This window comes from Pseudovibrio sp. WM33, assembly GCF_001623165.1.
Taxonomy (GTDB): domain Bacteria; phylum Pseudomonadota; class Alphaproteobacteria; order Rhizobiales; family Stappiaceae; genus Pseudovibrio.
Genome location: NZ_LMCK01000019.1, coordinates 39,832 through 64,288 on the forward strand (window position 1 = coordinate 39,832; position 24,457 = coordinate 64,288).

Below are 24,457 nucleotides of genomic sequence, written 5' to 3' on the forward strand. Positions count from 1 at the left end.
ATGTTTCCTGACCTAAAAACAGACAGGCTGATACTGCGCCAGTTCAGGCATTCTGATCTGGAGCCACTTTGCAAGTTCACCGACAATTTCGCAGTTAGTAAAACACTCTCTGAAGTGCCTTACCCTTATTCCAAGGCAGACGGAGAATGGTGGATCAACTACTGCCTGACCACTCCACTCTCAGAGAAAATCGCCTGGGTGATTGAGGGGCCAGCTGGCTTTTCCGGCGCGATCACTCTGATGAAGCTTCAAAGCGGCAAGCCAATTCTTGGGTATTGGCTTGCTGAGCATCTGTGGGGCAAAGGCTATATGAGTGAGGCTGCTCAGGCCGTTACTGCATATGGTTTTGAGACACTTGGCCTGCCCACGATTTATACCTCTGCGCTTGAAGAGAACCCCGGAAGCCTGCGCGTTCTGACCAAACTGGGTTTTCAGGAGGTTGGAAGAGGCTTTTCAACACCGCGCTCCCGGCCAGAAGAGAAGCTGCCGAATATTTCTCTCAGTTTAACGCGGGAACAGTGGGCAGCACGACATGTCCCTGCCTAACGACCATCATGGAATTACCGAGTGCTTGCGGCACAGCGACCAAGCACTCCAAAACGCAACAAGTTGGATTAATGATGTTTCCTGAACTCAAAACAAACCGCCTGACACTCCGCCAGTTTCAGCAGGATGATCTGAAATCGATCTGCGAATACATCAGCAACTTCGAAGTCAGCAAGATGCTGACTGTGGTGCCTCACCCTTACACAAAAGCGGATGGGGAATGGTGGTTGAACCACATCAAGGAGACATCGCTAAGCGAAGAGACGAACTGGGTTATTGAATCCGAACATGGGTTCTCAGGCGTCATTGGAATACGCATCCCAGAAGATGGCTTCCCGCGCATTGGTTATTGGCTGGGTCAACCGTTCTGGGGCAGAGGCTATATGAGCGAGGCAACTGAGGCGGTGGTCAATTACTGCTTTGAGGAACTGGGTGTGAGCAAAGTGACTTCCGGCGCCTTTGAAGAAAATGACGGGTCCCTGAATGTGCTGGCGAAGAACGGCTTCCAGACAATCGGCTCGGAGCCAGAAAAAAGTCGCGCTCGCGGAGAAGAAGAAGTCACTCTCATCAACGTGGAGCTCACCCGCCATTTGTGGGAAGCCATGCGGGCGGTGACGGTTTAAGCATGATTAGCTTGTCGCGTGCCGTTGGGCGCGCGACAAGTTTTGGGATTAGTCGAACAGCAGCGGTATCATGATGTGCATTGCGCTGTGCATGAAGATGAGAAAGCCCGGACCGACCAGAAAAAACAGGCTCCCCATTATGATGCCGGGAACGAGAAGGCGCGTGGCGACCAAGTTCCACAGCAGGACGCTATCGACTTCTCCAAGCTCATGCAGAAAGACAAAAGCAAGTGCTGCGATGAGGATTGCAGTGCCAGCAGACCAAAACACGCGATATCTGTACTCAACGCCTGACAGCAGCTTGAACATTGCGAAGAAAACCAGCGCACTCAGTAACATGCGGAAGACGAGTTCTTCGCCGTAACCTGCAACCATGCCAAAGAGATAGCCTGGACGAGAGCTTTCTTCTGCCGGGACAAAGTCAGGCAGTTCACTCCCGAAAAACGCCCAGATGATACATGTGATGATGATTGCTGTGCTTACACCGCTCACGATCTGCAAACCGGGCGTGTGCTTTATCAAGCCTGCCCAGCCGAGTTTGTTAAAGCAAAACCAGCCCAAGAGCAGTGAGGTGAGAATAATGAGCCAGGTTGAGACGTAGATCGGTACAATCTTGATAAACGGGTCTGCCCAGAAGATCTGGCTTTCATTCTGTTTGGTGAAGATCAGAAGCGCGATGCAATAGAGAACAAAGACCTGAGCCCAGACGATTGTTGCCATGAGCTGGTTGCGAAAGGTGGTGGGGAAGTAGTGGTTTTGGGTTGAGGATGTCATTGTATTTCCTCCGCCCTTCTCGGAGACATTGTTGAGAAGGTAAATTGGAAAAGAGGGCAACTTCTTAAACTGTTTCGCTTGAGAGGCTGCCCTGCACATCAATTCCGGCTCAGAGTTTCTGCCCGTTATTGATGATTGTGGTCGATGCCGGGATTGCATTTACGACGGTTTGAAGCGCCATGCAGGCTTTCTCGCTTGCCTCCACCAAAGATGCGATCAGAGAAGGGTCTTCTTGCGATTCGATGATGATGACTGTCTCAACGCCTTTTGAAACACCGAGCATTTCCGTGCCTTGTTCTGCGGTCATGCCCGGAATTCTGGATTGGAACTTCATCTTCTGCTCCAGTTTGATGGAGGAGATGTTCAGCCTACGGGACTGAGCCAACCCATGCACATGTGTCAGCAGGCAGAAGCCTATGCCAGCGGCTAGGTAGGATAGTGGCGCAGGGGCTGTGTCCGTTCCGCCAATGGATGAGCCTTCGTCGCAGAGGACTTCGAACGCACCAAAACCGGGAACGTTGGGTTGGACCACGCCGGTCTTAACCAAGCCATCGCCTGTGAGCTCTGCGAGGAAATCGACCTCAAGCTCCATGCCGTCTTTCGACTTCTTGATTTTGTTCAAGCTGATGTGCTGGGGCGTTGGCATGGCTGCTGCCCGGGTCACGATGGGATGTGTCACAGTGTTATTATCAAGCATCTCTACCTCCGTAAGTGTACGATACTGTACCGTACACTTAGCAGATAAAAATTACTTTCGTCAAGCCGGGCTGTTTTATACGGTTCCACGCTGGTTGGCATCAGACCTCATAAGCCTTCATAAAATCACGCACACATTGGCGAACATGATCTGAGATTTCCTGTAGAGTCGGTGCGGATTGAACGCCCAGCAGAAGAGCGAGGTGAGTGTCCTCGCGCAACATACCCATGAAGATGGCCGCTGCGTTTTCAGGATGTTCGATGGCGACGATGCCCAGACTGCTCGCCAGTTGGAGCTGCTGTGCAATGCTGGAGGTTGCCCGTTTGGGACCAAGCTGGAAGAATGATTTGGTAATATGGGGAGCGCGACTGCCCTCACCTATCAACATGCGCCAAAGGCCCAGAGTTCTGTCATCATAGATGAGGGTCAAGACAGCCTTGCCAAAGACAAACAGAATCTCTTCAAGCTCCTGACGGGAGCCGCCATCTTCGTTTGAGTCGAGAGGTTTAATGGAGAGGACAGGCCCTTCAGACAGGTTGCTGACAATCTCTGCCAACATTGCTTCTTTGTTTTTGAAGTGTCTGTAGACTGTGGTTTTGGAGGCGCGGGCGCGTCTGACGATCTCATCCATCGAGGTGTTGGCATAGCCAAGTTCGATGATCGCGTCAGCTGCAATTTCCAAAAGCTCATTTTTCCGCTTTTCGCCGCGCGATACCTTTTTCTCTGATTCCATGCAGGTTTTCCATCTCTCACGTGGGTACGATACCGTATCTTACACTAAGCTCTAGTGAGTTTGGTGAGGAGAAACAAGATTGCAAGGGAATGGAATGTGGGGGCGTTCAGCTGACATCACGGCGAAGCATGATGTTGAGAGCCGGATTTGGGGAGGGTCGTTTTGGCTGAATGGAAGCCTGATGGCTATCTCATTGTAGGTTTATTGATGTCCGGGCCAAAATCCAGACAAAAAAAAGAGCGCATTGCTGCGCTCTTTTTCACTGAACAGCTCGAATTATACGGTTTCGAGGTTTACAGCGCTCTGACGGCCATCACGACCAGCTTCCAGTTCGTAAGTTACGTCCTGGCCATCAGCCAGAGTAGACAGACCGGAGCGCTCTACTGCAGAGATGTGAACAAATACGTCTTTGCTTCCATCTTCAGGTGCAATAAAACCGAAACCTTTAGTGCTGTTGAACCATTTCACGGTGCCTTTAGCCATCGTGATATCTCCTAGTTAGTGTGCCGCTGCGACATGCAGATAGCTTTGGTTGCGTCAGGGCGAAATCGAGTGCACTGACGCCTAAAAAGGAGACAGGGTCGATAGTCTTAACGTAGAGACGGCATTCCACATATTGACTGATAAGTAAAGATCCAGCTTTCCATTTGAGGCGTGTAGAGCCATTTTTTTTAAATTCCCTGTGTTTTTACTGAGTCAAATCCTAACTTATTCCCTGATCTTTTCACAAAACGCATAAAATTGAGGGAAACTTGATATTGGAGACACCTGGCGGTTGCATTGCCGGATTTGTCGATATTTGAGCGAATATTCCTCAGCATGTGAAAAATATTCCAGAAATATGCTCTAACTGCTTGCAATAGGGAGTGGTCCGAGATAGTGACCGCCCCCAAGCTTTGAAGTTCCTCTCGGATTTTGAAACCTCCAAGATGCTGTTGCCTGCTTGCTTTGTTCCCCTGTGAATAAAGGTGCAGGCGTCGATCACCTTCGATTCTCCGATCTGTGTGTGTTTATCGGGCAATTGAAGATGGGTCCTGCTTCTCTGATCTGGCTGGCGCGCCTGTTTATGCGTTCCGCGACTTTCAGCAGATGGCAGGATAGGGTCTTTGAGCAAGGTTGCGGCAACAGCCTTTTGCTCCCTCGTCCCTTTGTGATCGTACCCAGCACTCGTGGCAGGGATTCACTTGAGATTTCAGGAACCAAAAGCAAGGGTTGGATAGCACCGGCGCGTTGCGAGCACATGGCTCGACGGGTTTGACGCTATCTTCGTGTACTTAAGAGAATGAGCGCCAGCGACAACAAGCCAAGCGTTCCAAGAAGAATAAGAAGAGATTGTCATGTTCCCGGAGTTACAATCCGAGCGCTTGATCCTACGCGATTTTCGCGAGAGTGATTTTGATACTCATAATGCGTCTTTGAATGATTTCGATGTGAGCAAGATGCTGACTGTCGTTCCGCATCCTTATACAAAGGATGATGGTGACTGGTGGTTTGATCATTGCCGCACGACATCTCATAGCGAAGAGATCAACTGGGTGATCGACAATGGCGAAGGCCTTGTCGGCGTCATCGGCATCCGCAATGTCTCGACAACACCGCACCTCGGTTACTGGCTGGCTAAATCTCAATGGGGTAAAGGTTATGCCAGTGAAGCAACCAACCTGGTATGCGATTATGTGTTCAACCGGCTGAATGCGGCTGCGATGAACACCGGCCTGTTCACCATCAATCCGAAGTCTCTGAATGTGCTTCAGAAGAACGGGTTTGAGGTAACTGGTGAGACTAAAGAGAAGAACCGCGCACGTGGTGATCTCGAAATGGATTACACCACGGTTACGCTGACCCGGGACAGATGGACATCAATGCAGGCGATTGCGGCCTGACGTTCCAGTCTCTAAAGCAGCTTGTCTTTAGAGATTTGTTCTTGCGCATCTGGATTTTGAAAGGCTTGCGAATTGATGTTCGTGAGCCTTTTGGCTGTTCAGGGCAGTAAACCATAAATCAGGTTGCTAATTCTTTTCCGGAAAGCGCTAGACACTTTTCGGGAACACGCTTAAGCAATAAAATTAGCCAGATTTGCCGTTCCGCCCTTGGCGGGAGCGCAATAGGGCTTTATGACGTCCTCCAAAGAACGTCACAGGTGGACGAAAGAGAATAAAATGAAATTCCTCGATCAGGCAAAGATCTTTGTAAAGTCTGGTGATGGTGGCGCGGGCAGCGTCAGCTTCCGCCGTGAGAAATATGTTGCCGAAGGTGGACCCGACGGCGGTGATGGTGGCCGTGGTGGTGATGTATGGGTTGAGTGCGTTGATGGCCTCAACACACTGATCGACTATCGCTACGCGCAGCACTACAAAGCAAAAATCGGCATGCATGGCATGGGCCGCAACAGAACCGGCGCCAAGGGCGACGATGTTGTGCTTCGTGTTCCTGTAGGCACTCAGATTCTTGAAGAAGACAACGAGACCGTTCAGGCGGATATGACCGAGATTGGTCAGCGCTTGTTGCTTCTGAAAGGTGGTAATGGCGGTTTCGGTAACGCACACTTCAAATCCTCAACCAACCAGGCACCGCGCCATGCGAACCCTGGTCTTGAAGGTGAAGAAAAGTGGATCTGGCTGCGGCTGAAGCTGATTGCGGATGCTGGACTTGTGGGCCTGCCAAACGCTGGCAAATCCACCTTCCTCTCCGCTGTATCAGCAGCACGCCCGAAAATTGCGGATTATCCGTTCACCACGCTGCACCCGAACCTGGGTGTGTGTGAACTCGACAATCGCGGCTTTGTGCTCGCTGACATTCCGGGACTCATTCGTGGTGCACACGAAGGTCATGGTCTTGGCGACCGTTTCCTTGGCCACGTGGAGCGGACTCGCGTTCTGTTGCATCTGGTGGATGGCTCTGGAGAAGAAGACCCGGCAGATTCTTACCGCACCATTCGCGGTGAGCTGGAAGCTTATGGCCATGGTTTGGATGAGAAGGCTGAGATTGTTTGTCTTTCCAAAGCAGATGCACTGACAGACGAGTTGCGCGAAGAGCGCTTTAAGTCTCTTGAAGAAGCCTGCGGTCAGAAGCCTTTGATCATTTCGTCTGCCAGTGGTGAAAACATCGACACTGCTCAGCGCATGATCATTCGTGCAATTGACAAGGATAAGCAAGACGAGGCCAATGCCATTCCTTCTGATGGAATTGAGGAGTGGCGCCCGTAATGGCTCGAAGTCTGAGCGACTATAAGCGCATCACCGTTAAAATCGGCTCTGCCCTTCTGGTAGAAAAGGGCCGATTGAAACGTGAGTGGCTGGAATCGCTGGCAGATGACCTTCAGGCTCTTTCCGAAGCTCGGAAAGAAGTGCTGGTGGTCTCTTCCGGTTCCATTGCTCTTGGTCGTGGTGTGCTTGGTCTGCCAGCTGGTCCGCTCAAACTGGAGCAGGCGCAAGCCGCCGCTTCTGTGGGCCAGATTGCACTTGCTCAGGCGTATTCTGAAATTCTCGGTGCGCGTGGTTTAACGGCAGGTCAGATTCTGCTGACGCTCGGCGACACGGAAGAGCGTCGCCGTTACCTGAATGCACGCGAGACGATTGGCACATTGCTGAAGATGGGCGCTGTGCCGATCATCAACGAGAATGACAGCGTTGCGACCTCTGAGATCCGCTATGGCGATAACGACCGTCTGGGCGCCCGTGTGGCGACTATGGCGAGTGCGGATCTTCTTGTGCTGCTGTCTGATGTGGACGGGCTTTACACCGCCGCTCCGCAGACAGATCCTGATGCTATCTTCCTGCCTGAAGTTCCTCAGGTGACGCAGGAGATTGAGGCGATGGCCGGTGCGCCGGGAACGGCCTTCTCCTCCGGTGGCATGAAGACCAAGATTGATGCGGCTAAGATTGCGCAGAGCGCTGGTACGTCTATGATCATTGCCAGTGGCAAGACCATGAACCCGCTTAACGCAATTGAAAATGGCGCACGGGCAACATGGTTCCCTGCTCCATCCTCACCCGCTCGTGCCCGCAAAACGTGGATCAGCGGTCACCTGAAGCCGCATGGCACCATTCAGCTGGATGCAGGTGCGCTGAAAGCTGTGAAGGCGGGCAAGAGCCTGCTGCCAGCAGGGGTGACCAAAGTGGATGGCACATTCACACGTGGTGATGCTGTGCGTATTATAGATGCGGACGGGCATGATGTGGGTCGCGGTCTTGTGGCCTATGATTACGGTGAGGCCTCTCTCATCATCGGGCGCAACAGCAAAGAAATTGAAGCCATTGTTGGCTATCCGGGACGGGCAGAAATGGTCCATACGGACGACCTTGTGCTCTCTAAATCTGATTTGGACAATTCATAGAAACTGTTTAGGTTGACCAAGTTCAACCAGTGATGACTTAAGGGTTTTGCAGATGCTGAATACTTCTGAAGTGGCAAATGCGGACAACACCGATGTTCGCGACCTGATGGCAACTCTTGGCAAAAAGGCACGCGCTGCTGCACGTACTCTAGCCATTGCCCCCACAAGCCAGAAGAACAAAGGCCTGGAAGCGATGGCAGCTGCCGTTCGCTCTGCAACCCCTGAGATCCTCAAAGCGAATGCGATTGATCTGGAGAGCATGCAGGCCAATGGTCAGCTGGCATCCTTTATTGATCGCGGCACATTGAACGAAGAGCGCATTGAGGCCATTGCCTGCGCACTGGAAGACATTGCCAAGCTGGAAGACCCTGTCGGTTCTACGATAGCAGACTGGAAACGTCCGAACGGGCTGGATATCTCGCGCGTCCGCACGCCTCTTGGTGTAATTGGCGTAATCTACGAGAGCCGTCCGAACGTGACTGCGGATGCCGGAGCATTGTGCCTGAAGGCTGGTAATGCTGTTGTGCTGCGCGGCGGTTCAGACACCATCAACTCCAACCTTGCTATCTATAAAGCTTTGCAGGCTGGCCTTGCAGACGCCGGACTGCCAGTAGATGCCATTCAGATTGTACCGGTGAAAGACCGTGCTGCTGTAGGCGAAATGCTGAAGGGTCTGGATGGTAATCTTGATGTGATCATTCCACGTGGTGGCAAGAGCCTTGTTGCCCGTGTTCAGGATGAGGCCCGTGTGCCCGTGTTTGCGCATCTGGAAGGTCTGGTTCATATCTTCATCGACAAAAAGGCCGATCTGGATAAGGCGATTGAAATCACCGTCAATTCCAAGATGCGCCGGACGGGCATTTGTGGTGCTGCCGAAACGCTACTGGTTGATGAAGCTGTGGCAGCAACCATTTTGCCGCCAATTCTTGCTGCTCTTCAACAAAAAGGCTGCCAGATACGCGGTGATGAAGACGTCATGATGCTTTGCCCAACCGCTTCTGAGGCGACTGACGACGACTGGTCGACTGAATATCTAGATGCGATCATCTCTGTGAAGATTGTTGGCGGTCTGGAAGATGCGATTGAGCATATTGGGATCTACGGTTCCAATCACACAGACTGCATCATCACAGAAGACCAGATTGCGGCCCGCAAATTCCTTGCAGAAGTGGACTCGGCTATCGTTCTTCACAATGCATCCACACAGTTTGCTGATGGTGGTGAGTTTGGCATGGGTGCTGAAATTGGCATCGCAACTGGCCGCATGCATGCACGCGGACCAGTTGGTGTGGAACAGCTGACCAGCTTCAAATACGTGGTTCGCGGGAACGGCCAAACACGTCCATGACGAACCCCGACCCCACAATGGGCGATAGCCACGGCAAGCTTGGGATTGTGCAACCAGACTGGATGCGCCTTCCCTATGCTGCTCCGGGCAATCGCATTGGTTTGTTTGGCGGGTCGTTTAATCCCCCACATCCCGGCCATCTTATGGTGGCGGAGACGGCATTGCGGCGCTTGAACCTGCATCAAATCTGGTGGCTGGTCACGCCCGGAAACCCGCTGAAGTCTCACCGAAACCTCGCGCCCCTGGAAGAACGTGTTGCCGCCGCGCAGGCTTTGGCACGGCACCCACGCATGAAGGTGACGGCCTATGAGAAGGTGCTTGGCACCTCTTACACGGCAAGTACGGTGGAGCAATTAAAGCTGCGCAGACCGCATCTGAATTTTGTCTGGGTTATGGGTGCAGACAATCTCTCCAATTTTCACCATTGGCAAAACTGGCAGAGCATTATAGAAGGGGTGCCTGTGGCAATTGTTGACCGGCCTAAAGCGACCCTTTCGTCTCTTTCCGCTCAAGTTTGCCAAAGGTATGCCTTTGCTCAATTAAAAGAAAAAAGTGCAGACCAACTGCCTGAGTGCAAAGCCCCGTGCTGGACCATTTTACGTGGTCCGCTGGATGAAACCTCTTCCACCCTCCTGAGGAATAGAGGACACACCCCAGGGTAACTTTACGCTTTTTACGGCAAGTAGTGTCTTGAAAATGCCATAGGGACCTGAGTATTCTTCTTGACGGAAGGCTTGAGTTTGTGCATTTCAGGCTTTTCGACCGGCAGAGTACTGCTTTCTCTAACCATGGCGAGGGCTCTTAAGCTGACCATGACAACTCAACATGAAGGGACGGACACCATCGCTCCTCTTCAACCGCATGATCCCACCAATGAGGGGGACGTGCTTGCACTGATCCTCAACAGCCTGGAGAATTCCAAGGCTGAGGATATCGTATCTCTAGATCTTACAGGCAAATCTGCTCTGGCTGATCACATGGTTGTGGCTTCTGGCCGCTCTCATCGCCATGTGGGTGCTGTTGCAGACTACCTGCTCCGTGATCTGAAAGATGCTGGCTACGGTAACGCTCGCGTTGAGGGCATGCCGCATTGTGACTGGGTGCTCATCGATATCGGTGATGCAATCATTCACATTTTCCGCCCAGAAGTCCGCAGTTTCTACAATGTAGAAAAAATGTGGTCTGCGGATAGCTCTGCACCGACGCAGTTCATCGGATAGTATCAGTGCTTCTTTGAAGCACTGACTATTACACCAGTCAATTCTCTGCCCCTTTGGGGGAATGAGGGAATCTGGGCAAATGCCGCTGATGCAGGTGCTGCTCCATCTGCATGAGATCTTTTTGCGGGTCACTACGATCTAATCCCGGAGACTTTATGAAAGTCACGATTGCCTGCGTCGGCAAAATGAAAGCTGGCGCGGAAAAGGACATGCTTGAACGCTATCTGGACCGAGCCCGCAAAGCTGGCCGTTCCGTTGGCATTACGTCTGTGTCCGTGGTGGAATTTTCAGAGAGTCGGGCTGCCCGTACGAACGATCGAAAAGACGAAGAAGCGCAACTGCTGCTCAATGCGCTTCCTTCCGGTGCGATCCTGATTGCACTGGATGAGCACGGCAAGGCACTTTCCAGCGAAGCCTTTGCCAAAAAGGTTGGCGGTTGGGCCGATCAGGGTATTTCGGATATGGTGCTCGCCATTGGCGGTGCCGACGGCCACGGCCAGGCGCTGCTGCAACGCGCAGACCTGAAGCTCGCTCTGGGCTCCATGACATGGCCACACCAACTCGTCCGGATCCTGTGCGGCGAGCAAATCTACCGCGCAATCACCATACTGACAAGGCATCCGTATCATCGGGCGTGAGTGGTGCGGAGGTTGCCGCTCTTATTCCAAAACCTTCCACTAAGACTGTTTTGTATTTGCCCATTCCGGTTTCACCTGCCCGAATGGCTACTGTAGATATTGATGTTTTTACTGGAAGTCGCTAAGCCTTCAACGTGGTTGACACTTCCTTAACGCTGTCTGGAGCATTATCCTCGGCGTTAACTTTGGGGCTGCGTGCCTGTTGTTTTGCAGGGTTGGTCTACGTCGATATTTTAGTATTAAGGTCAGCGTTTTGCTCTGCGCTGCACTTTGGGAGTTCAGTTGTTGCGTCTTAGGGGAAACCTGATCCTCCGATTGTTGACAAGCTTTGCCTTGTTTTTTGCGGTAGCGCTTGTTCTGCCGCTGCAAAGTACTGCGCAAAAACTGACGAACGTTTCCTTTAAAATTGAAGATGGCAAGATTGATCCCGAAGATCCGGCTGCGATTGCCCTGCTCCAAAAAAAGGAACGGGAAAAAGAGCTTCGCGGCCTGAATGAAAACATCTCTCTATCCAAAGAGAAGCGTGAAGAAATTCAGCGGTCCATTCGTGCGCTGGAGCGTGATGGCGAGAGCCTGAGCGGAGAGTTGATCCGTACCGGTGAGCGTATGAAAAAACTGGAAAACCAGTTGGAAGCCACTGAAGCGCGTTTGGGCCGGCATAGAAAAAATGAGCAATCTGTCCGGGCGTCATTGAATGAACGTAAAGATGTTTTAGCTGAAGTTTTAAGCGCTTTGCAACGGATCGGTCATCGCCCGCCACCAGCTATGGTCGTGCGTCCTCAGGATGCTCTTGGTGCGGTACGCAGTGCGATCCTGCTCAACTCAATCATGCCGGAAGTGCGGATTGAGGCGGAAGCGCTGGCGAGTGATCTTGCTGAATTGTCTCGGCTTCGAGCAAAAATTGAAGCAGAGCGCAACCGGGTTCGAAGTGGTGCAATACAGATGGCGGAAGAGCGCCATCGTGTTGAATTGCTTTTAGAAAAGAAGAAGGCAGCACGGCAGGAAAGCCTTGCAGCGCTGGAGGCCGAGAAGGCTCGCGCCAGGGAACTTGCCGAAAAGGCAACCTCTTTGAAAGAGTTGCTTGCTAACCTTGAAAGAGAAGTGGATAGCAGCCGTCGTGCGGCAGAAGCAGCGCGACTTGCGGACATTGAGCGGCAAAACCGGATCGCCTCCGGTGATCCGTTTGCTGATCCGACCCGATTGAAACCGGTTGTTGCTTTTTCGGATACCCTTGGGCTTTTGCCTGATCCGGTGTCTGGAACACTCCTGCAAGACTTTGGGGTTGCAGATGGTTTTGGCAACGTAACAACTGGCCAATCCATTGCGACACGCCCGAATGCCCAGGTCACCTCCCCCACTGATGGTTGGGTGGTGTATGCAGGGGATTTCCGCTCTTACGGGCAGATGGTAATTGTTAATGCAGGCGGCGGATACCATGTCCTTATGTCCGGGCTGGACGATGTCATGGTGGAGTTAGGGCAGTTTATTCTAGCTGGAGAGCCAATCGCTAAAATGGGAGAAACGCGCCTCGCAAGCGCTAATAACCTTAATTTTAGTTTGGACCAGCCGGTTTTATATGTAGAATTCAGGAAAGACGGCACTGCAATCGACCCCAACCCATGGTGGTCACGCGCCGAAAACGAAAAGGTTCGCGGATGATACGGAAAGCATCGCTTTTGTTGGTTGGCGTAGTCATGGGGGCTACGGCGGTCGTAACATATTCTCAGGCACCATTTAGATTTGCTGAACCAGCTTCTGCTGCGTCTCCTGATACCTACAATCAGCTTAATCTGTTTGGCGACGTGTTTGAACGTGTGCGCTCTGATTATGTAGAGGAGCCAGCTGACTCCAAGCTGATCGAGACCGCTATCAACGGCATGCTCACCAGCCTTGATCCGCACTCCAGCTATCTGCCTCCAAAAAGCTTCCGCGATATGCAGGTGCAGACCCGCGGCGAGTTTGGTGGCCTTGGTATTGAAGTGACCATGGAAGACGGCCTTGTGAAGGTTGTTGCTCCGATTGACGACACTCCGGCTTACAAAGCAGGCGTACAGGCAGGCGACCTGATTACCCATCTTGATGGGGAACAGGTTATGGGCCTTACCTTGAATGAGGCTGTCGAGAAAATGCGCGGTCTGGTCAATACAGACATCGTCATTACAGTGCGTCGTGAAGGTATCAACGAACCAACCGATATCACCATCACACGTGATGTGATCCGCATTCGCTCTGTTCGCTGGAACAAAGAAGATGACATCGGTTACATCCGCATCACGCAGTTTAACGAACAGACCTTTGATGGTCTGGAAAACGCTGTTGATGAGCTGACTGCTGAAATCGGCGAAGATAATCTGAAGGGCTTTGTGCTGGATCTGCGCAACAACCCAGGCGGTTTGCTGGATCAGGCGATTGCTGTTTCTGATGCGTTCCTGAACCGTGGTGAAATTGTTTCTACCCGTGGCCGTAATGCTGAAGAGACCCAGCGCTATAACGCTCGCAATGGTGACCTGACTGAAGGCGCGCCTGTGATCGTTCTGGTGAATGGTGGTTCTGCGTCAGCTTCCGAGATTGTAGCCGGAGCTCTACAGGATCATCGCCGCGCAACTATTCTGGGTACACGTTCCTTCGGTAAAGGCTCTGTACAGACCATCATTCCACTTGGTGCGAATGGTGCTATTCGTCTGACAACTGCTCGTTATTACACACCGTCTGGCAACTCCATTCAGGCTAAGGGTATCCGCCCTGACATCATTTCCTTGCAGGAACTGCCTGATGAGCTGAAAGGCCGTGCTGAAACCAAAGGCGAAGCAGGTCTGCGTGGTCACCTTCAGGCTGAAGAAGGCGATGAAGGTTCTGGTAGTCAGGCTTACGTGCCACAGGACAAAGACAAAGATGTACAGCTGAACCTGGCAAAATCCCTGCTCCGCGGCGAGAAGACTGATGCAGCCTTCCCACCAAGTGCAGACAGTGCAGCAAACGAATCCAAATAATTCAGAGTATCGAGCGCTTCATCTGAAGCGCTCGATTTCTATCTATTTGTTTTCAGGCATATACCCCTCCGAAAACCGGTAGCCACATTTCGGGGATATGCTATAAAGTGATTAAGGACGCCGCGCTAAACCTTCGTTTGGCGCGGCGGAATTTTATGACAGGGTGGGGGCACCAATGGTTAGGAGCGATTTGACAGCTCCGCTTGGAATGAACAAGCGTCGGAGCATCGGGCGATTGCCGCTCGGCCTGATTGGTGTCGCCATCATGACTGTTATTTTCACCACCGGTTTTATCTGGATCGGCATTGTTGACGATCCCAACGGTGGCGAGCCGATGGCGACTATCGAGCTTTCCAGTGCTCTTGATGGTGTTGCTCCCAGTGATATCGAGATTGTTGACCTACCGGATGGTTCTCAACTGGCCCAGATTGGGTCTGACCAGTTTAATGCCAATGGCTTTGGACAGGATGGCAGCTATCGTCCCTCTCGTCCGGCTGGTGCAAACGCGCAGGATCAGGCCAGTGGACCAACATCACTCGTCGACTTGGCCCGGCGTGTTGATTATGAGGGGCTGGATGGTGGCTTCTCAAGCGAGTCGCTTTCTACCGACCCAATTGATCAGCTGCTTGAGCCCAACAAGTTCGGCTCCCTTCCTAAGATCTCTGCTGAGGGTATTCGCCCGCTGGATGTCTATGCACGGCGGCCTAACCCTGCAGCGCTGACACAGGCGCGGATTGCTATTTTGATCAATGGTATCGGGCTCAACTCCGATATGACGCTCAAGGCCATTGAGGATCTTCCGGCTGACATCTCTTTGGGGCTTTCTCCATATGGTGATGACATCAACAGCTGGATGAAATCCGCACGCCTTTCTGGGCATGAAGTGCTTCTTCAAGCTCCAATGGAGCCGTTTGATTATCCTGACAACGACGCTGGCCCGCAAAGCCTGTTGACCAATCTGGACAGGAAGCAGAACGAGGAGCGCCTCTCCTGGGTTCTTGGGCAGACCAGCAATTATGTAGGGCTTGTCAATTTCATGGGCGACCGTTTCACCTCTAACGAGACCCGTATGAGTGAGTTCCTCAGCAAGGTTCGTGATCGTGGTCTGATGTATGTTGATGACGGTTCGTCTCCCCGCTCCAGAGCAAGCGAGGTTGCCGGGACGCAGAAAGTGCCATTTGTGCAGGCCGATCTGGTTCTGGACCAGAACCTGAGCGCCGAAGCCATTGGTACACAGTTGCTGGAACTGGAAACAATTGCTCGTCAACGCGGCATTGCCGTCGCAACTGCGACTGCTTTCCCTGTTACGTTGAATGCGTTGGAGGCGTGGTCGCAGCGACTGGAGGAGCGTGGTCTTTCTCTCGTTCCAATCAGCTCTGCTATCAATTCCACACGCTAGAGCCTGTTGCGTTCATATGAACTCACGCATCATGCTCCAATCTTTCTTCTGCGCGTAGTCCCGAAAGATAGCTCCGGTTTTCGGGACTACGTACTCAACTCTCTTTATTGGACCAGACATGACCGATTACAGCGCTCTTCCTTTTCGCCCTTGTGTTGGCATCATGCTTATCAATAGGGATGGGCTTGTCTGGGCTGGCAAACGCTATGGAGACAAGCAGCCAATTCCAGAAGAGTTTGCCTGGCAGATGCCGCAGGGTGGGCTGGACAAAGGGGAAGACCCGCTGGAAGCTGCGGAGCGTGAGCTTTATGAAGAGACCTCTGTGAAGTCCATCACATTACTGGCAGAAGCACCTGACTGGTTCTCCTACGATTTCCCTGAGGAAATTCAACGCCAAGTACGCAAGGCTAAGTATCGCGGCCAAACACAACGTTGGTTTGCATTCCGCTTTGATGGTGATGACAGCGAAATCAACATCCTGACTCCACCTGACGGGCATGCGCAGGAGTTTTGTGAGTGGCGCTGGGAAAAAGCCGAGAACCTTGCCGGCCTTGTGATCCCGTTCAAGCACCAAGTCTATCTGGATGTGGTTGAAGCGTTCTCTGAGTTCACAAGCTGATACGGCTTGGAGATGTTGTACCATCTCGCCCCTGTGGACTTTCCTAGTACGTAGAATATCGGCAACCATCAGGTTTTGCTTAGCGCATACATTTGGAATGCGCTCGGCAACTCATGTGAAAAACTTTTTTCGGGCTTCCTGCTCGATCGCATGACGGAGTTGCAGGTCTGCCAGTTTTGCCATTTCGGATTTCCAATCTGGCGTGCCTACAGCTTTTTGAACAACAAGCCGCTGAGCATCTATCTCTTTCTTCAATTCAATCTCGCGAGGTACAGCCCCGGCATCAGCCATGATCCTCATGCCTGCAGCTGTATCAAGAGAACCGGGTGCACGTGCTGGCAGCGGCTTACCTTCTCCCTCAAGATTATTCAGCTGCCCTTCTGCTTGTGCTTTTAGGATTTGCCGCTCTGCAAGATTTTTAAAACCCATGATCTGTACTCATTTTCCTTTGAGATCACCTGAAAATCTGTAGGGTAGACGTAAGTCAGAACACGATATTTGTCAATTTTATTGACAATAAAACGAATTAAAGCAAGTAAATCAAATGCTTAAAAAACCAGAATCCAAACCCGAAATGCTTTATGCTGGCATTCAGATGACCCGACCGTTACTCCGTACCATTAGCAATCGGGTTGAGGCGGATCTTGAAGGAACCGATCTAACTGTCGGTCAGCGTGCTGTGCTGGAAGCTGCGCTTGCTTTGGAGCAGGCAACAGCGCCACAACTCACTGATTTTCTGCAGCTGAAGCGCCAGTTTGTGGCCAAGGTCCTCAAAGAATTGCTGGACAAGGAGCAAGTAGCACAAGTGAGCAATCCGCGGCACAAGCGTTCCGTGTTCTATTGTTTGACACCATCAGGCAAAGCGCTGATTAAAAAAGTTCGCAAGGCCGAGATGAAACGGATAGAAGAGTTCGCGAAGGTATTTTCCGAGGAAGAGGTGGAGACCTATTATCGCATGCAGTGCGTTTTGAATGATGCATTGTCCAAGCGCTCTTAGGGTCTACCAGTTTAAAGATGCGCGATTGATTGCGGTTTGCTGAGATTGGATTGAGATATGAGCAGGTTCTGGAGCCCGATTGTCAAAAAACTGGAGCCCTATACACCGGGTGAACAGCCGAAGCATCAGACCTTTATCAAACTGAATACCAATGAGAACCCATGGGGTCCCTCTCCGCGTGCATTGGAAGCGATTGCTGCTGCCACAAGCGATGCGTTACGGTTGTATCCCGACCCATCAGCCTCTGACCTGAGAGCGGGTATTGCATCCGCTCTTCAGCTGACCTCTGACCATATCTTTGCGGGCAATGGCAGTGACGAGGTGTTGGCGCATGCGTTTCATGCCTTCTTCAGCGGGAAAGAGCCAATTCTCTTTCCGGAGATCACCTACGCGTTCTATCCAACCTATTGTAAGCTTTACTCGATTGAACATCGGCTGATGCCTCTCGGCGATGACTTCCGTATCAACCCCAGCGACTTTGCCGGGACTTGTGGTGGTGTCGTCATCGCAAACCCGAATGCGCCAACCGGTCTTGCCATGCCATTGGAGGCTATCGAGGCAATCCTCAAGGCAAACCCGGATGTGTTGGTTCTTGTCGATGAGGCTTACATCGATTTTGGTGGGCAAAGCGCGGTTCAACTTGTGCCAGATTATGACAACCTGCTTGTGGTGCAAACTTTCTCAAAATCCCGCAGCCTTGCAGGAATGCGTGTTGGGTTTGCCGTGGGGCAACCGCATTTGATTGAGGGATTGCACAGGGTCAAGAACAGCTTCAACTCCTATCCACTCGACAGGCTTTCACTTGCAGGCGCGCTTGCTGCCTGGGAAGACACGGAATGGTTTGAGAAGAGCCGCGACCAGATTGTTGCTGATAGAGAGAAGCTTACCGAGAACCTCCAGACACTCGGCTTTACGGTGTTGCCATCTTCAACGAATTTCATTTTCGCCTCACATGCGCATGTACCGGCGGAACGGATACATGCAGATTTGCGAGAGCACGGCATTCTGGTCCGGTACTTCAAGAAAGAGCAGATCAACGACTGGCTGCGTATTTCTATCGGAACCTCTGAAGAATGTACCACACTGGTGAAAGTGCTTCGGACGATGCTCTGAATATATTTTGTTATTTTACAGGGTGTTAGATTTAAATATCGTGGTCATGTCGGTTGTTTGTCGTGGTGTTTTATTTAAGAAGCTTCCAGTTTGCTCCTAGTTGAAGAACAGGAATTTTTCCGTGATTGTCAGAAAATTACGCATTGAAAAAGGGCTCTCTCAGGAGCAGCTCGCACACATGGCAGGTATCAGCACGCGGACACTGCAGCGTATCGAGCGCGGTGCGAATGCAAGCCCCGAAACCCTGAAATGCATTGCTTCTGCTCTAGACACGGATTTTGGTGATCTCAGGAAGGAACAAGACATGCCCTCAGCATCCAATGGAATTTTGCCCGAGCTTTCCGGTAGGGAACAAGAAGCTATGGAGTATGTGCGGGACATACGAAGCTTTTACATGAACCTGATCCAGTACGCCGTTGTGATTACAGCTCTGGCGGTGCTGAACCTGCTCACATCACCGGGTTACCTCTGGTTCCTGTGGGTTGCTTTTGGGTTTGGCATCGGCCTTGTTGCTCATGGTTTGAGTGTGTTCGAGGTCATCAATCCCTTTGGTGGCGATTGGGAAAAGCGTCAGATAAAGAAACGGTTGAGGCAGCGGCAGTAGCCGCTGTTATTCCAACACCGGCTCCCAGTTCTGCTCTTTTGCCAGAATGCCGAGCAAGCACAGCTCGATAGCGCTGGCCAGCGTATCCTCAAAGTTCATCTTCAAATGAGCCAGTTCAGGATGTTCCAGCGCTGCCAGTGAATTTTTGCGGTCTGCTTTCATCGGCCAAAGCCCTGCAACAATTGTGAAAACGTACTGGACTGCTGCAAGAGCTCCTGCCTCACTCATGTGTGGAAGGGCAGCGGTCAGTATCTCTGCCATCTTTCGGTGGCGATGCAGGAACTGCAGCTTCGCTTCTACAATGCGCTGTGTTGAGAGATTGTGCTCCAGAATTGGCGAAAGCTGGCTGGCCAACAAACACAAGCGCGGATGCGCGAAGCACACCTTGGCCCAGAGCTTTGCAATACCTGTGAGATCTCGTTGGCTTTTAGGTTCACTCAGGGACTTTTCGAAGTCAGCAATCATGCGATCCGCCTCTTCCTGAAGCAGTGCGACAAGAATTTGCTCCCGGCTTTCATAGTATCGATAGAGGCTGGACTTTGCGAGACCAACCTCTCGCGCCACCGCGGAAAGGCTCGTGTTTTCAATACCTTCTCTATCCATCAGAATACGCGTTGACGTCAGGATCATCTTCTCTCGTTCAGCAAAATGTTCTGCTGTACGTGCACGCTGATAAGCTTTTGATTTTTCTGTCATATTCTTAATTACTCTTCCGTACAGCACATAAACGACCAACGGTCGTTTATTGACTCCCGCAAACTCTCCAAATAAACTACCGATGTTCTGTTATTTTGACAATCTCAGGAGAGATACTTTGCAACAACAGCCAAATAATAAAAACAGTCAAGACCTCGCAGGCAAAACGGCTGTGGTTACGGGCGGCAACATTGGAACTGGCAAGGCGCGGTGCGCATGTAGTGATTGCTTGTAGGTCCATCGAAAAGGGTGAGACTGCAATCGCACGTGTCCGCCAGAAGGTCAGCTCAGCTTCTCTGGAGGTGCTCCCTCTTGACCTGACAGACCGGAAGAGCATTCACCGGTTTGCAAAGACTTTCACTACAAAGCATCAGCAGTTGGATATTCTGCTGAACAACGCAGGTGTCGTAAACCTGGAGCAACGAATGCACACCGAAGAAGGTTGGGAAATCCATATGGCAACCAATCATCTGGGTCACTTTTTACTGACCGGATTACTGTTTAAAACACTTGTTGCGACGCCTAATGCTCGCGTCGTAACCGTTTCCAGCGGTGGTTACAGAGCAGCAAAACTGGATCTTGAAGATTTGCACTCAGAAAAGCGGCCTTATTCTCGCTTGGGATTCTACGGCAATAGTAAGCTTGCAAACCCGCTCTTCATGTTTGCTTTGCAACGGCGTTTTGAAGCGGCAGGCTCCTCAGCCAAATCAGTATCTGCGCACCCTGGCCTGACAGCAACAGAACGTCAGCAGTCCATCGGGATGGGAGGGTGGCTGTCTCGGTTTATGGCACGGCCTGTTGAGTTTGGATGTCGCCCACAATTAGTCTCGGCAACGGCTCCAGATATTGCGGAATGCGCCTTTCTGGGACCACGCTTCGGGCTATGGGGTAACCCGAGTCCTGTGAAACTTTCCGGCCCAGCGATGGATGCAGAGCTTCAGGAGAAACTCTGGGCACTCTCTGAGAAATTAACTGGGTTTGAGTATGTGAAGGCAGACAACGCTGCCTGATTGATAAGGCGCCTCAAGAAGAGGTGCCCTGTTCCCATTCAGCTTTGACTACGCCGCTTGTTTCACCTACCAACAATGCCCGCTTGTGCTTCTCGAAATCGGTGGTGGAGACAAGTTGGGCTAGGGCCCAGACTGCGGAGGCGCGGACGGTTTCGTCTTCGTCTCGCAGGTGGTTCAGTACATTGGGGATGAGCTTCTCTTCTGCGCTGTTGCCTGCTGCGATGAGGCAGTTGCGGATGAAACGGTTGCGGCCAATGCGCTTGACCGGAGAACCAGAGAAGAACTTGCGGAAGGTTGGATCGTCCATTTGCAGCAGCTCTGCAAGAGCCGGTTCCATAAGGTCTTCGCGGGCTTGTAATTTGGCTTCGCTGGCGGACTGCGCAAACTTGTTCCATGGGCAAACGGAAAGACAGTCATCACAACCATAGATGCGGTTGCCAATTGGTTTGCGGAATTCCAGCGGAATTGGGCCGTGGTGCTCGATGGTCAGGTAGGAAATGCAGCGGTTAGCATCTACTTGATACGGCGCTGGGAAAGCCTTCGTCGGGCAAACTGTGAGGCAACGTTTGCAGTTGCCACAATGGTCGACTTCCGGTTCATCCAGTGGCAAGTCCAATGTTGAGAAAATCGCCCCGAGGAAGAACCAGGAGCCAAGCTCTCTGGACACGAGGTTTGAGTGCTTGCCTTGCCAGCCGAGCCCAGCGGAATGAGCCAGAGGTTTTTCCATTACCGGGGCCGTGTCCACAAACACCTTTACATCCCCACCACCTTTGGAAACCAACAGGCTGGCCAGCTCTTTCATTTTGCCTTTGACGATGTCGTGATAATCGCGATTGCGGGCATAGACCGAAATGTGCGCTTTATCTGGCTTGTCGCGCATTTCCATCGGGTCGATGTCTGGCCCATAATTCATCGCTAGCATGACAACAGAGCGGGCTTCCGGCCATAGCTCTAACGGGCTTGAACGCCGGACTTCGGTTTCCGGCATCCATTCCATTGTGGCGTGATAACCCTGCTCGATGAAGTGATGCAGACGCTCTGGCGCAAGTGGGATTGCATCCGCTGTGGTGATACGGATGTCATCGAACCCGACTGCACGTGCGCGTTTGATCAGGTCCGCCTTGACGCGTGCAGCTTGTTTCTCCGTCAACTGAGTGTCTGAATGAGGCTTTAAAAGTCCAGATCCGCGTAGGTCTTTGCCGCTGGCATGCCGAGCATTTTGTCCGCCAAAATTGGGCGGAAGCTCGGGCGAGATTTCATCCGCGCGTACCAGCTCTTCACATTTTCGTCCTCGGACCATGGAACTTCACCAAGATAGTCTGCACAGGAGAGAAGACTTGCTGCGGCCAGATCAGCAAATGTGAGCCGATCACCAGCCAGCCACTTACGTGTCGCAGCAAGGTATCCGATGTAGCGCAAGTGGTTCAGCATATTGACCCGTGCAATCCGAAGAATGCTTGAGTCTGGCTGTCCGCCACCCTGGCTATCCGGCATCTCCTGTTTGTAAATGCGTTCTTGCACGATGTAGCCAATAACCTCACCGAGGAATTTTTGCAAAAACCAAGAGACGAGACGACGCGTTTCTGCACGTGCTTCAGGGTGATCCGGCAACAGGCGGCTGTTAGGAATCGCATAGCCGCGAGTTTCGTCCAAGTATTCCATGATAACCATGGGCCCGCACACAGCAGGGCCATCATTTTCCTTCAGAACGGGAAGCGTTCCTGCTGGGTTCATCATGAGGAAGTCGTGACGACGTGCCCAAGGGTACTCCGTCTGACATTCAAACGGAATTCCATATTCTCCGAGCGCTAAGCGTGCGAAGCGCGATTCAGGAGAGAAAGGATGATGATAGAGCTTGAGCATTGTTCTGATTTATGAGCAAACCTGTAACCAAAAGGTTGCTATAGAAACGTAATTTGTCTCAAAAGAGTCTTGAGACGGTAAACCATACGAAAACACGGGGACAACCTCACCAATGACATCTGGGGAAAATTCGTGGAGACCATCGTTTAATGACAACTGAAAGTATCGTCGGCGCATTGCTGCTCGGCATCATTGAAGGCCTGACTGAATTCATCCCAGTTTCCTCCACAGGGCATCTGCTGCTGATCGGGCATTTTATCGGGTTTAAAAGTGAAGGTCGCGCCTTTGAGGTGATGATCCAGCTTGGAGCTATTACAGCTATCCTGACCGTCTATTTCACACGGCTCACAAGAATTGCAGTTGCACTGCCAACAAGTGCAAAAGCTCGGCATTTCACACTAGGCGTTCTGCTTGCTTTTCTGCCTGCTGCAGCGATTGGCGCACTGGCCTACGATTTCATCAAAGCGGTTTTGTTTGAAACTCCCGCTCTGGTCTGTGTGACGCTGATTTTCGGTGGCATCATCATGCTGCTGGTTGATAAAATGCCTTTGCAAGCACGCTATACCAACGTGGAAGACTATCCGCTTTCGCTTTACATCAAAATTGGCTTTGCACAGTGTATGGCAATGATCCCCGGTGTATCTCGTAGTGGCGCAACGATTGTCGCATCCTTGCTGATGGGCACGGACAAGCGGTCTGCGGCGGAATTCTCATTCTTCCTCGCTATGCCGACCATGGTTGGTGCGTTTGTTTTCGATTTTCTGAAGAACAAGGACGCCTTGGGGCAGGATGACTGGACCCTGATTATCATCGGGCTCGTCTCTTCCTTCATTGCCGGTTTCTTCGTTGTGCGCAGCTTGCTGGATTATGTCTCCAGGCACGGCTTCGCGCTGTTCGGCTGGTGGCGCATCATTGTAGGCGGGCTTGGACTGTTGGGGCTCATCCTCACTCAGAGCTAACCGCATCTACAAATCATCTTCAAAGCGTCGCAAACATGCGGCGCTTTTTTATTTCAGGTCAGAAGCCGGGGTATGTTTGAAGCTGTACCCATTGTTCAACCATTCCTGAAACCTGTTCTGGGTGTCGGGATCGCTGAGCTCGTAATGAGTAACCAGTCCAGATTTTGGAATGTCCTGATCTTTACGCAGCAGGGCCATGTCCAGTGTTTGACAGTTGGTGTGATAAAGCTCGACGGATCCTTTGTCTGTCTTTTGAAGATAGGCGGTATGAGAGATGTGGCCCGTTTTATCATCAACAAAATTGAGAACACCGGACTCTTTCACCTTGGTGTGGTCGAACTCTTTTTCGACTGTCTCGGTGGATACCCCCATCAACTCAGAATAACCCTCCGGGTAGCCATTTACCTTGTTTTCCCCCATCAGACTCGATCGCAAAAACTCTGGTAGGTTGCCCTCTATGACACCAACTTTCATTGCCGCGTTGTAGCAAACCTGCGGGCGCCAGCTTTCTTTCTTTTTGTCATAGTCAGCAGTGATGCTACCCTGAAGCTTTTCATCACCCATACGTTTGCTTTCAGGCTTGCTTGCTTCCGCTGAATCCAGCCAGTCCATCTCTTTACGGAGCTTTTGAAGGGCTTTGTTGCCTGACTTCAACGCCTTGTTGACATCATCAATGTTGCGGGCCTGAACGCATGCTTCTGCGTGGGAGAGCTCCTTGTTTACATCCTCACAAGCTGATGTGAACTTGCTAAGCTTTTTGGCATTGGCCTTACTGAAATAAGCACGCTTCACAAACTCGGCCTTACGGTTTGCATGCTCATTGTATTCTTCTCGCAGACCGCCAACTTCATCTGATAGTTCAGAGAGCGTTCTTTCTGCAACATTGATCAGTTCTGAGTGCTCCGAAACGCACTTTTGCAAGAAAGAGATGGAAGAGATAACAGCTTTCTCATTCTTGTCATGAATCGCAGCCAGAGCCGCTTTGAGAGCCGATTGAGTTGCTTTATCACATTTTTTGAAAGATGAGCTCAATGCCTTGTAATTTCTCAGAATATCACTTTTGGCGTTCAGTTCAGAAATAGAATGCTCTAGCTGAGAAAAGTCTGCAGGCAAGGCAGCTTCAGCTGATGCTTCGCCTGCCTCTGCGCCTTCTGCACCACCTGCATCGATACGCAGGAGTTTAAACATATCCTCTGTCCATTGATGCTCTTCTGGGGTCAAGTCGGTCAGCGGCATGGTTTCATTCCAGTTTTGAAGGCTCTACTGCTAAGGAAACTACGTATTATCGAACA

The 24,457-nt window shown here is 51.6% G+C and carries 27 protein-coding genes; 18 read left to right on the plus strand and 9 right to left on the minus strand.

Annotation, left to right across the window (positions count from 1 at the left end):
• A complete protein-coding gene (locus PsWM33_RS05070; RefSeq protein ID WP_063299447.1) occupies positions 1-546 on the plus strand; it encodes a GNAT family N-acetyltransferase in 546 nt (181 codons plus the stop codon).
• 8 nt (positions 547-554) lie between these two features.
• Positions 555-1,169, plus strand: coding sequence for a GNAT family N-acetyltransferase (locus PsWM33_RS05075; RefSeq protein ID WP_208994402.1), 615 nt, complete (start codon positions 555-557; stop codon positions 1,167-1,169).
• 48 nt (positions 1,170-1,217) lie between these two features.
• On the opposite strand, the gene PsWM33_RS05080 is transcribed toward PsWM33_RS05075, so the two are convergent.
• The 4 genes from PsWM33_RS05080 to PsWM33_RS05095 all read right to left on the minus strand — a co-directional run bounded on the left by PsWM33_RS05080 (position 1,218) and on the right by PsWM33_RS05095 (position 3,856).
• On the minus strand, positions 1,218-1,943 hold the full coding sequence (locus PsWM33_RS05080; protein ID WP_063299448.1) for a hypothetical protein: 726 nt from the start codon (positions 1,941-1,943) through the stop codon (positions 1,218-1,220).
• A gap of 109 nt (positions 1,944-2,052) precedes the next feature.
• Entirely contained in the window at positions 2,053-2,640 is a 588-nt protein-coding gene (locus tag PsWM33_RS05085) for an OsmC family protein (RefSeq protein ID WP_063299449.1), read from the minus strand.
• Between the two features lie 100 nt (positions 2,641-2,740).
• Positions 2,741-3,373 carry a TetR/AcrR family transcriptional regulator gene (locus PsWM33_RS05090; protein WP_063299450.1) on the minus strand — a complete coding sequence of 211 codons (633 nt, stop codon included), beginning with the start codon at positions 3,371-3,373 and terminating at the stop codon, positions 2,741-2,743.
• 276 nt (positions 3,374-3,649) lie between these two features.
• On the minus strand, positions 3,650-3,856 hold the full coding sequence (locus tag PsWM33_RS05095; protein WP_057461563.1) for a cold-shock protein: 207 nt from the start codon (positions 3,854-3,856) through the stop codon (positions 3,650-3,652).
• An 854-nt stretch (positions 3,857-4,710) separates the two neighbouring features.
• Here PsWM33_RS05095 and PsWM33_RS05100 point away from each other — a divergent pair.
• The 11 genes from PsWM33_RS05100 (at position 4,711) to PsWM33_RS05150 (ending at position 15,923) form a co-directional block, all read left to right on the plus strand.
• Positions 4,711-5,256, plus strand: a complete 546-nt coding sequence (locus PsWM33_RS05100; RefSeq protein ID WP_063299451.1) for a GNAT family N-acetyltransferase — start codon at positions 4,711-4,713, stop codon at positions 5,254-5,256.
• 276 nt (positions 5,257-5,532) lie between these two features.
• Positions 5,533-6,579 carry a GTPase ObgE gene (gene obgE / locus PsWM33_RS05105; RefSeq protein ID WP_063299452.1) on the plus strand — a complete coding sequence of 349 codons (1,047 nt, stop codon included), beginning with the start codon at positions 5,533-5,535 and terminating at the stop codon, positions 6,577-6,579.
• On the plus strand, positions 6,579-7,709 hold the full coding sequence (gene proB / locus PsWM33_RS05110; RefSeq protein WP_063299453.1) for a glutamate 5-kinase: 1,131 nt from the start codon (positions 6,579-6,581) through the stop codon (positions 7,707-7,709). Before obgE ends, proB begins: the two co-directional genes overlap by 1 nt.
• A 52-nt stretch (positions 7,710-7,761) precedes the next feature.
• On the plus strand, positions 7,762-9,057 hold the full coding sequence (locus tag PsWM33_RS05115) for a glutamate-5-semialdehyde dehydrogenase (RefSeq protein ID WP_063299454.1): 1,296 nt from the start codon (positions 7,762-7,764) through the stop codon (positions 9,055-9,057).
• Positions 9,054-9,719 (plus strand): nicotinate-nucleotide adenylyltransferase, encoded by a 666-nt coding sequence (locus tag PsWM33_RS05120; protein ID WP_082826887.1) that lies wholly within the window; start codon positions 9,054-9,056, stop codon positions 9,717-9,719. Before PsWM33_RS05115 ends, PsWM33_RS05120 begins: the two co-directional genes overlap by 4 nt.
• Positions 9,720-9,845: 126 nt before the next feature.
• Complete coding sequence (gene rsfS, locus PsWM33_RS05125; RefSeq protein ID WP_208860027.1) at positions 9,846-10,277, plus strand: ribosome silencing factor; 432 nt, start codon at positions 9,846-9,848, stop codon at positions 10,275-10,277.
• Between the two features lie 155 nt (positions 10,278-10,432).
• On the plus strand, positions 10,433-10,915 hold the full coding sequence (gene rlmH, locus PsWM33_RS05130; RefSeq protein WP_063299455.1) for a 23S rRNA (pseudouridine(1915)-N(3))-methyltransferase RlmH: 483 nt from the start codon (positions 10,433-10,435) through the stop codon (positions 10,913-10,915).
• A gap of 282 nt (positions 10,916-11,197) precedes the next feature.
• The gene (locus PsWM33_RS05135) at positions 11,198-12,574 is read left to right on the plus strand and encodes a murein hydrolase activator EnvC family protein (RefSeq protein WP_208994403.1); all 1,377 of its coding nucleotides are present in this window, start codon (positions 11,198-11,200) and stop codon (positions 12,572-12,574) included.
• The gene (locus tag PsWM33_RS05140; RefSeq protein WP_057462750.1) at positions 12,571-13,905 is read left to right on the plus strand and encodes a S41 family peptidase; all 1,335 of its coding nucleotides are present in this window, start codon (positions 12,571-12,573) and stop codon (positions 13,903-13,905) included. Before PsWM33_RS05135 ends, PsWM33_RS05140 begins: the two co-directional genes overlap by 4 nt.
• A 175-nt stretch (positions 13,906-14,080) precedes the next feature.
• Complete coding sequence (locus PsWM33_RS05145; protein ID WP_208981644.1) at positions 14,081-15,304, plus strand: divergent polysaccharide deacetylase family protein; 1,224 nt, start codon at positions 14,081-14,083, stop codon at positions 15,302-15,304.
• Positions 15,305-15,422: 118 nt separating this feature from the next.
• Positions 15,423-15,923, plus strand: coding sequence for an RNA pyrophosphohydrolase (locus PsWM33_RS05150; protein WP_063299457.1), 501 nt, complete (start codon positions 15,423-15,425; stop codon positions 15,921-15,923).
• Between the two features lie 111 nt (positions 15,924-16,034).
• Here the strand turns inward: PsWM33_RS05150 and PsWM33_RS05155 are convergent, their stop codons facing one another.
• A complete protein-coding gene (locus PsWM33_RS05155; protein WP_063299458.1) occupies positions 16,035-16,352 on the minus strand; it encodes a DnaJ family domain-containing protein in 318 nt (105 codons plus the stop codon).
• Between the two features lie 115 nt (positions 16,353-16,467).
• Here PsWM33_RS05155 and PsWM33_RS05160 point away from each other — a divergent pair, with 115 nt between their 5' ends.
• The 3 genes from PsWM33_RS05160 (at position 16,468) to PsWM33_RS05170 (ending at position 18,637) form a co-directional block, all read left to right on the plus strand.
• The gene (locus PsWM33_RS05160) at positions 16,468-16,920 is read left to right on the plus strand and encodes a MarR family winged helix-turn-helix transcriptional regulator (RefSeq protein ID WP_057462746.1); all 453 of its coding nucleotides are present in this window, start codon (positions 16,468-16,470) and stop codon (positions 16,918-16,920) included.
• 57 nt (positions 16,921-16,977) lie between these two features.
• Positions 16,978-18,033 (plus strand): histidinol-phosphate transaminase, encoded by a 1,056-nt coding sequence (hisC, locus tag PsWM33_RS05165; protein ID WP_063294911.1) that lies wholly within the window; start codon positions 16,978-16,980, stop codon positions 18,031-18,033.
• Between the two features lie 121 nt (positions 18,034-18,154).
• Positions 18,155-18,637 (plus strand): helix-turn-helix domain-containing protein, encoded by a 483-nt coding sequence (locus PsWM33_RS05170; protein ID WP_063294209.1) that lies wholly within the window; start codon positions 18,155-18,157, stop codon positions 18,635-18,637.
• Between the two features lie 6 nt (positions 18,638-18,643).
• On the opposite strand, the gene PsWM33_RS05175 is transcribed toward PsWM33_RS05170, so the two are convergent.
• Positions 18,644-19,333: a TetR/AcrR family transcriptional regulator gene (locus tag PsWM33_RS05175; RefSeq protein WP_063294910.1), complete on the minus strand. Its 690-nt coding sequence runs from the start codon at positions 19,331-19,333 to the stop codon at positions 18,644-18,646.
• A 191-nt stretch (positions 19,334-19,524) separates the two neighbouring features.
• Between PsWM33_RS05175 and PsWM33_RS05180 the strand changes: the two genes are divergently transcribed.
• A complete protein-coding gene (locus PsWM33_RS05180) occupies positions 19,525-20,343 on the plus strand; it encodes an SDR family NAD(P)-dependent oxidoreductase (RefSeq protein WP_208994404.1) in 819 nt (272 codons plus the stop codon).
• 13 nt (positions 20,344-20,356) lie between these two features.
• Here the strand turns inward: PsWM33_RS05180 and queG are convergent, their stop codons facing one another.
• Both queG and PsWM33_RS05190 read right to left on the minus strand, forming a co-directional pair.
• A complete protein-coding gene (gene queG, locus PsWM33_RS05185) occupies positions 20,357-21,493 on the minus strand; it encodes a tRNA epoxyqueuosine(34) reductase QueG (protein ID WP_063294909.1) in 1,137 nt (378 codons plus the stop codon).
• 20 nt (positions 21,494-21,513) lie between these two features.
• Positions 21,514-22,206, minus strand: coding sequence for a glutathione S-transferase family protein (locus PsWM33_RS05190; protein WP_063299459.1), 693 nt, complete (start codon positions 22,204-22,206; stop codon positions 21,514-21,516).
• 149 nt (positions 22,207-22,355) lie between these two features.
• Between PsWM33_RS05190 and PsWM33_RS05195 the strand changes: the two genes are divergently transcribed.
• The gene (locus PsWM33_RS05195; RefSeq protein ID WP_063294907.1) at positions 22,356-23,165 is read left to right on the plus strand and encodes an undecaprenyl-diphosphate phosphatase; all 810 of its coding nucleotides are present in this window, start codon (positions 22,356-22,358) and stop codon (positions 23,163-23,165) included.
• Positions 23,166-23,213: 48 nt separating this feature from the next.
• Here the strand turns inward: PsWM33_RS05195 and PsWM33_RS05200 are convergent, their stop codons facing one another.
• Positions 23,214-24,401 (minus strand): hypothetical protein, encoded by a 1,188-nt coding sequence (locus tag PsWM33_RS05200; protein WP_063299460.1) that lies wholly within the window; start codon positions 24,399-24,401, stop codon positions 23,214-23,216.
• Positions 24,402-24,457 lie beyond the last annotated feature (56 nt).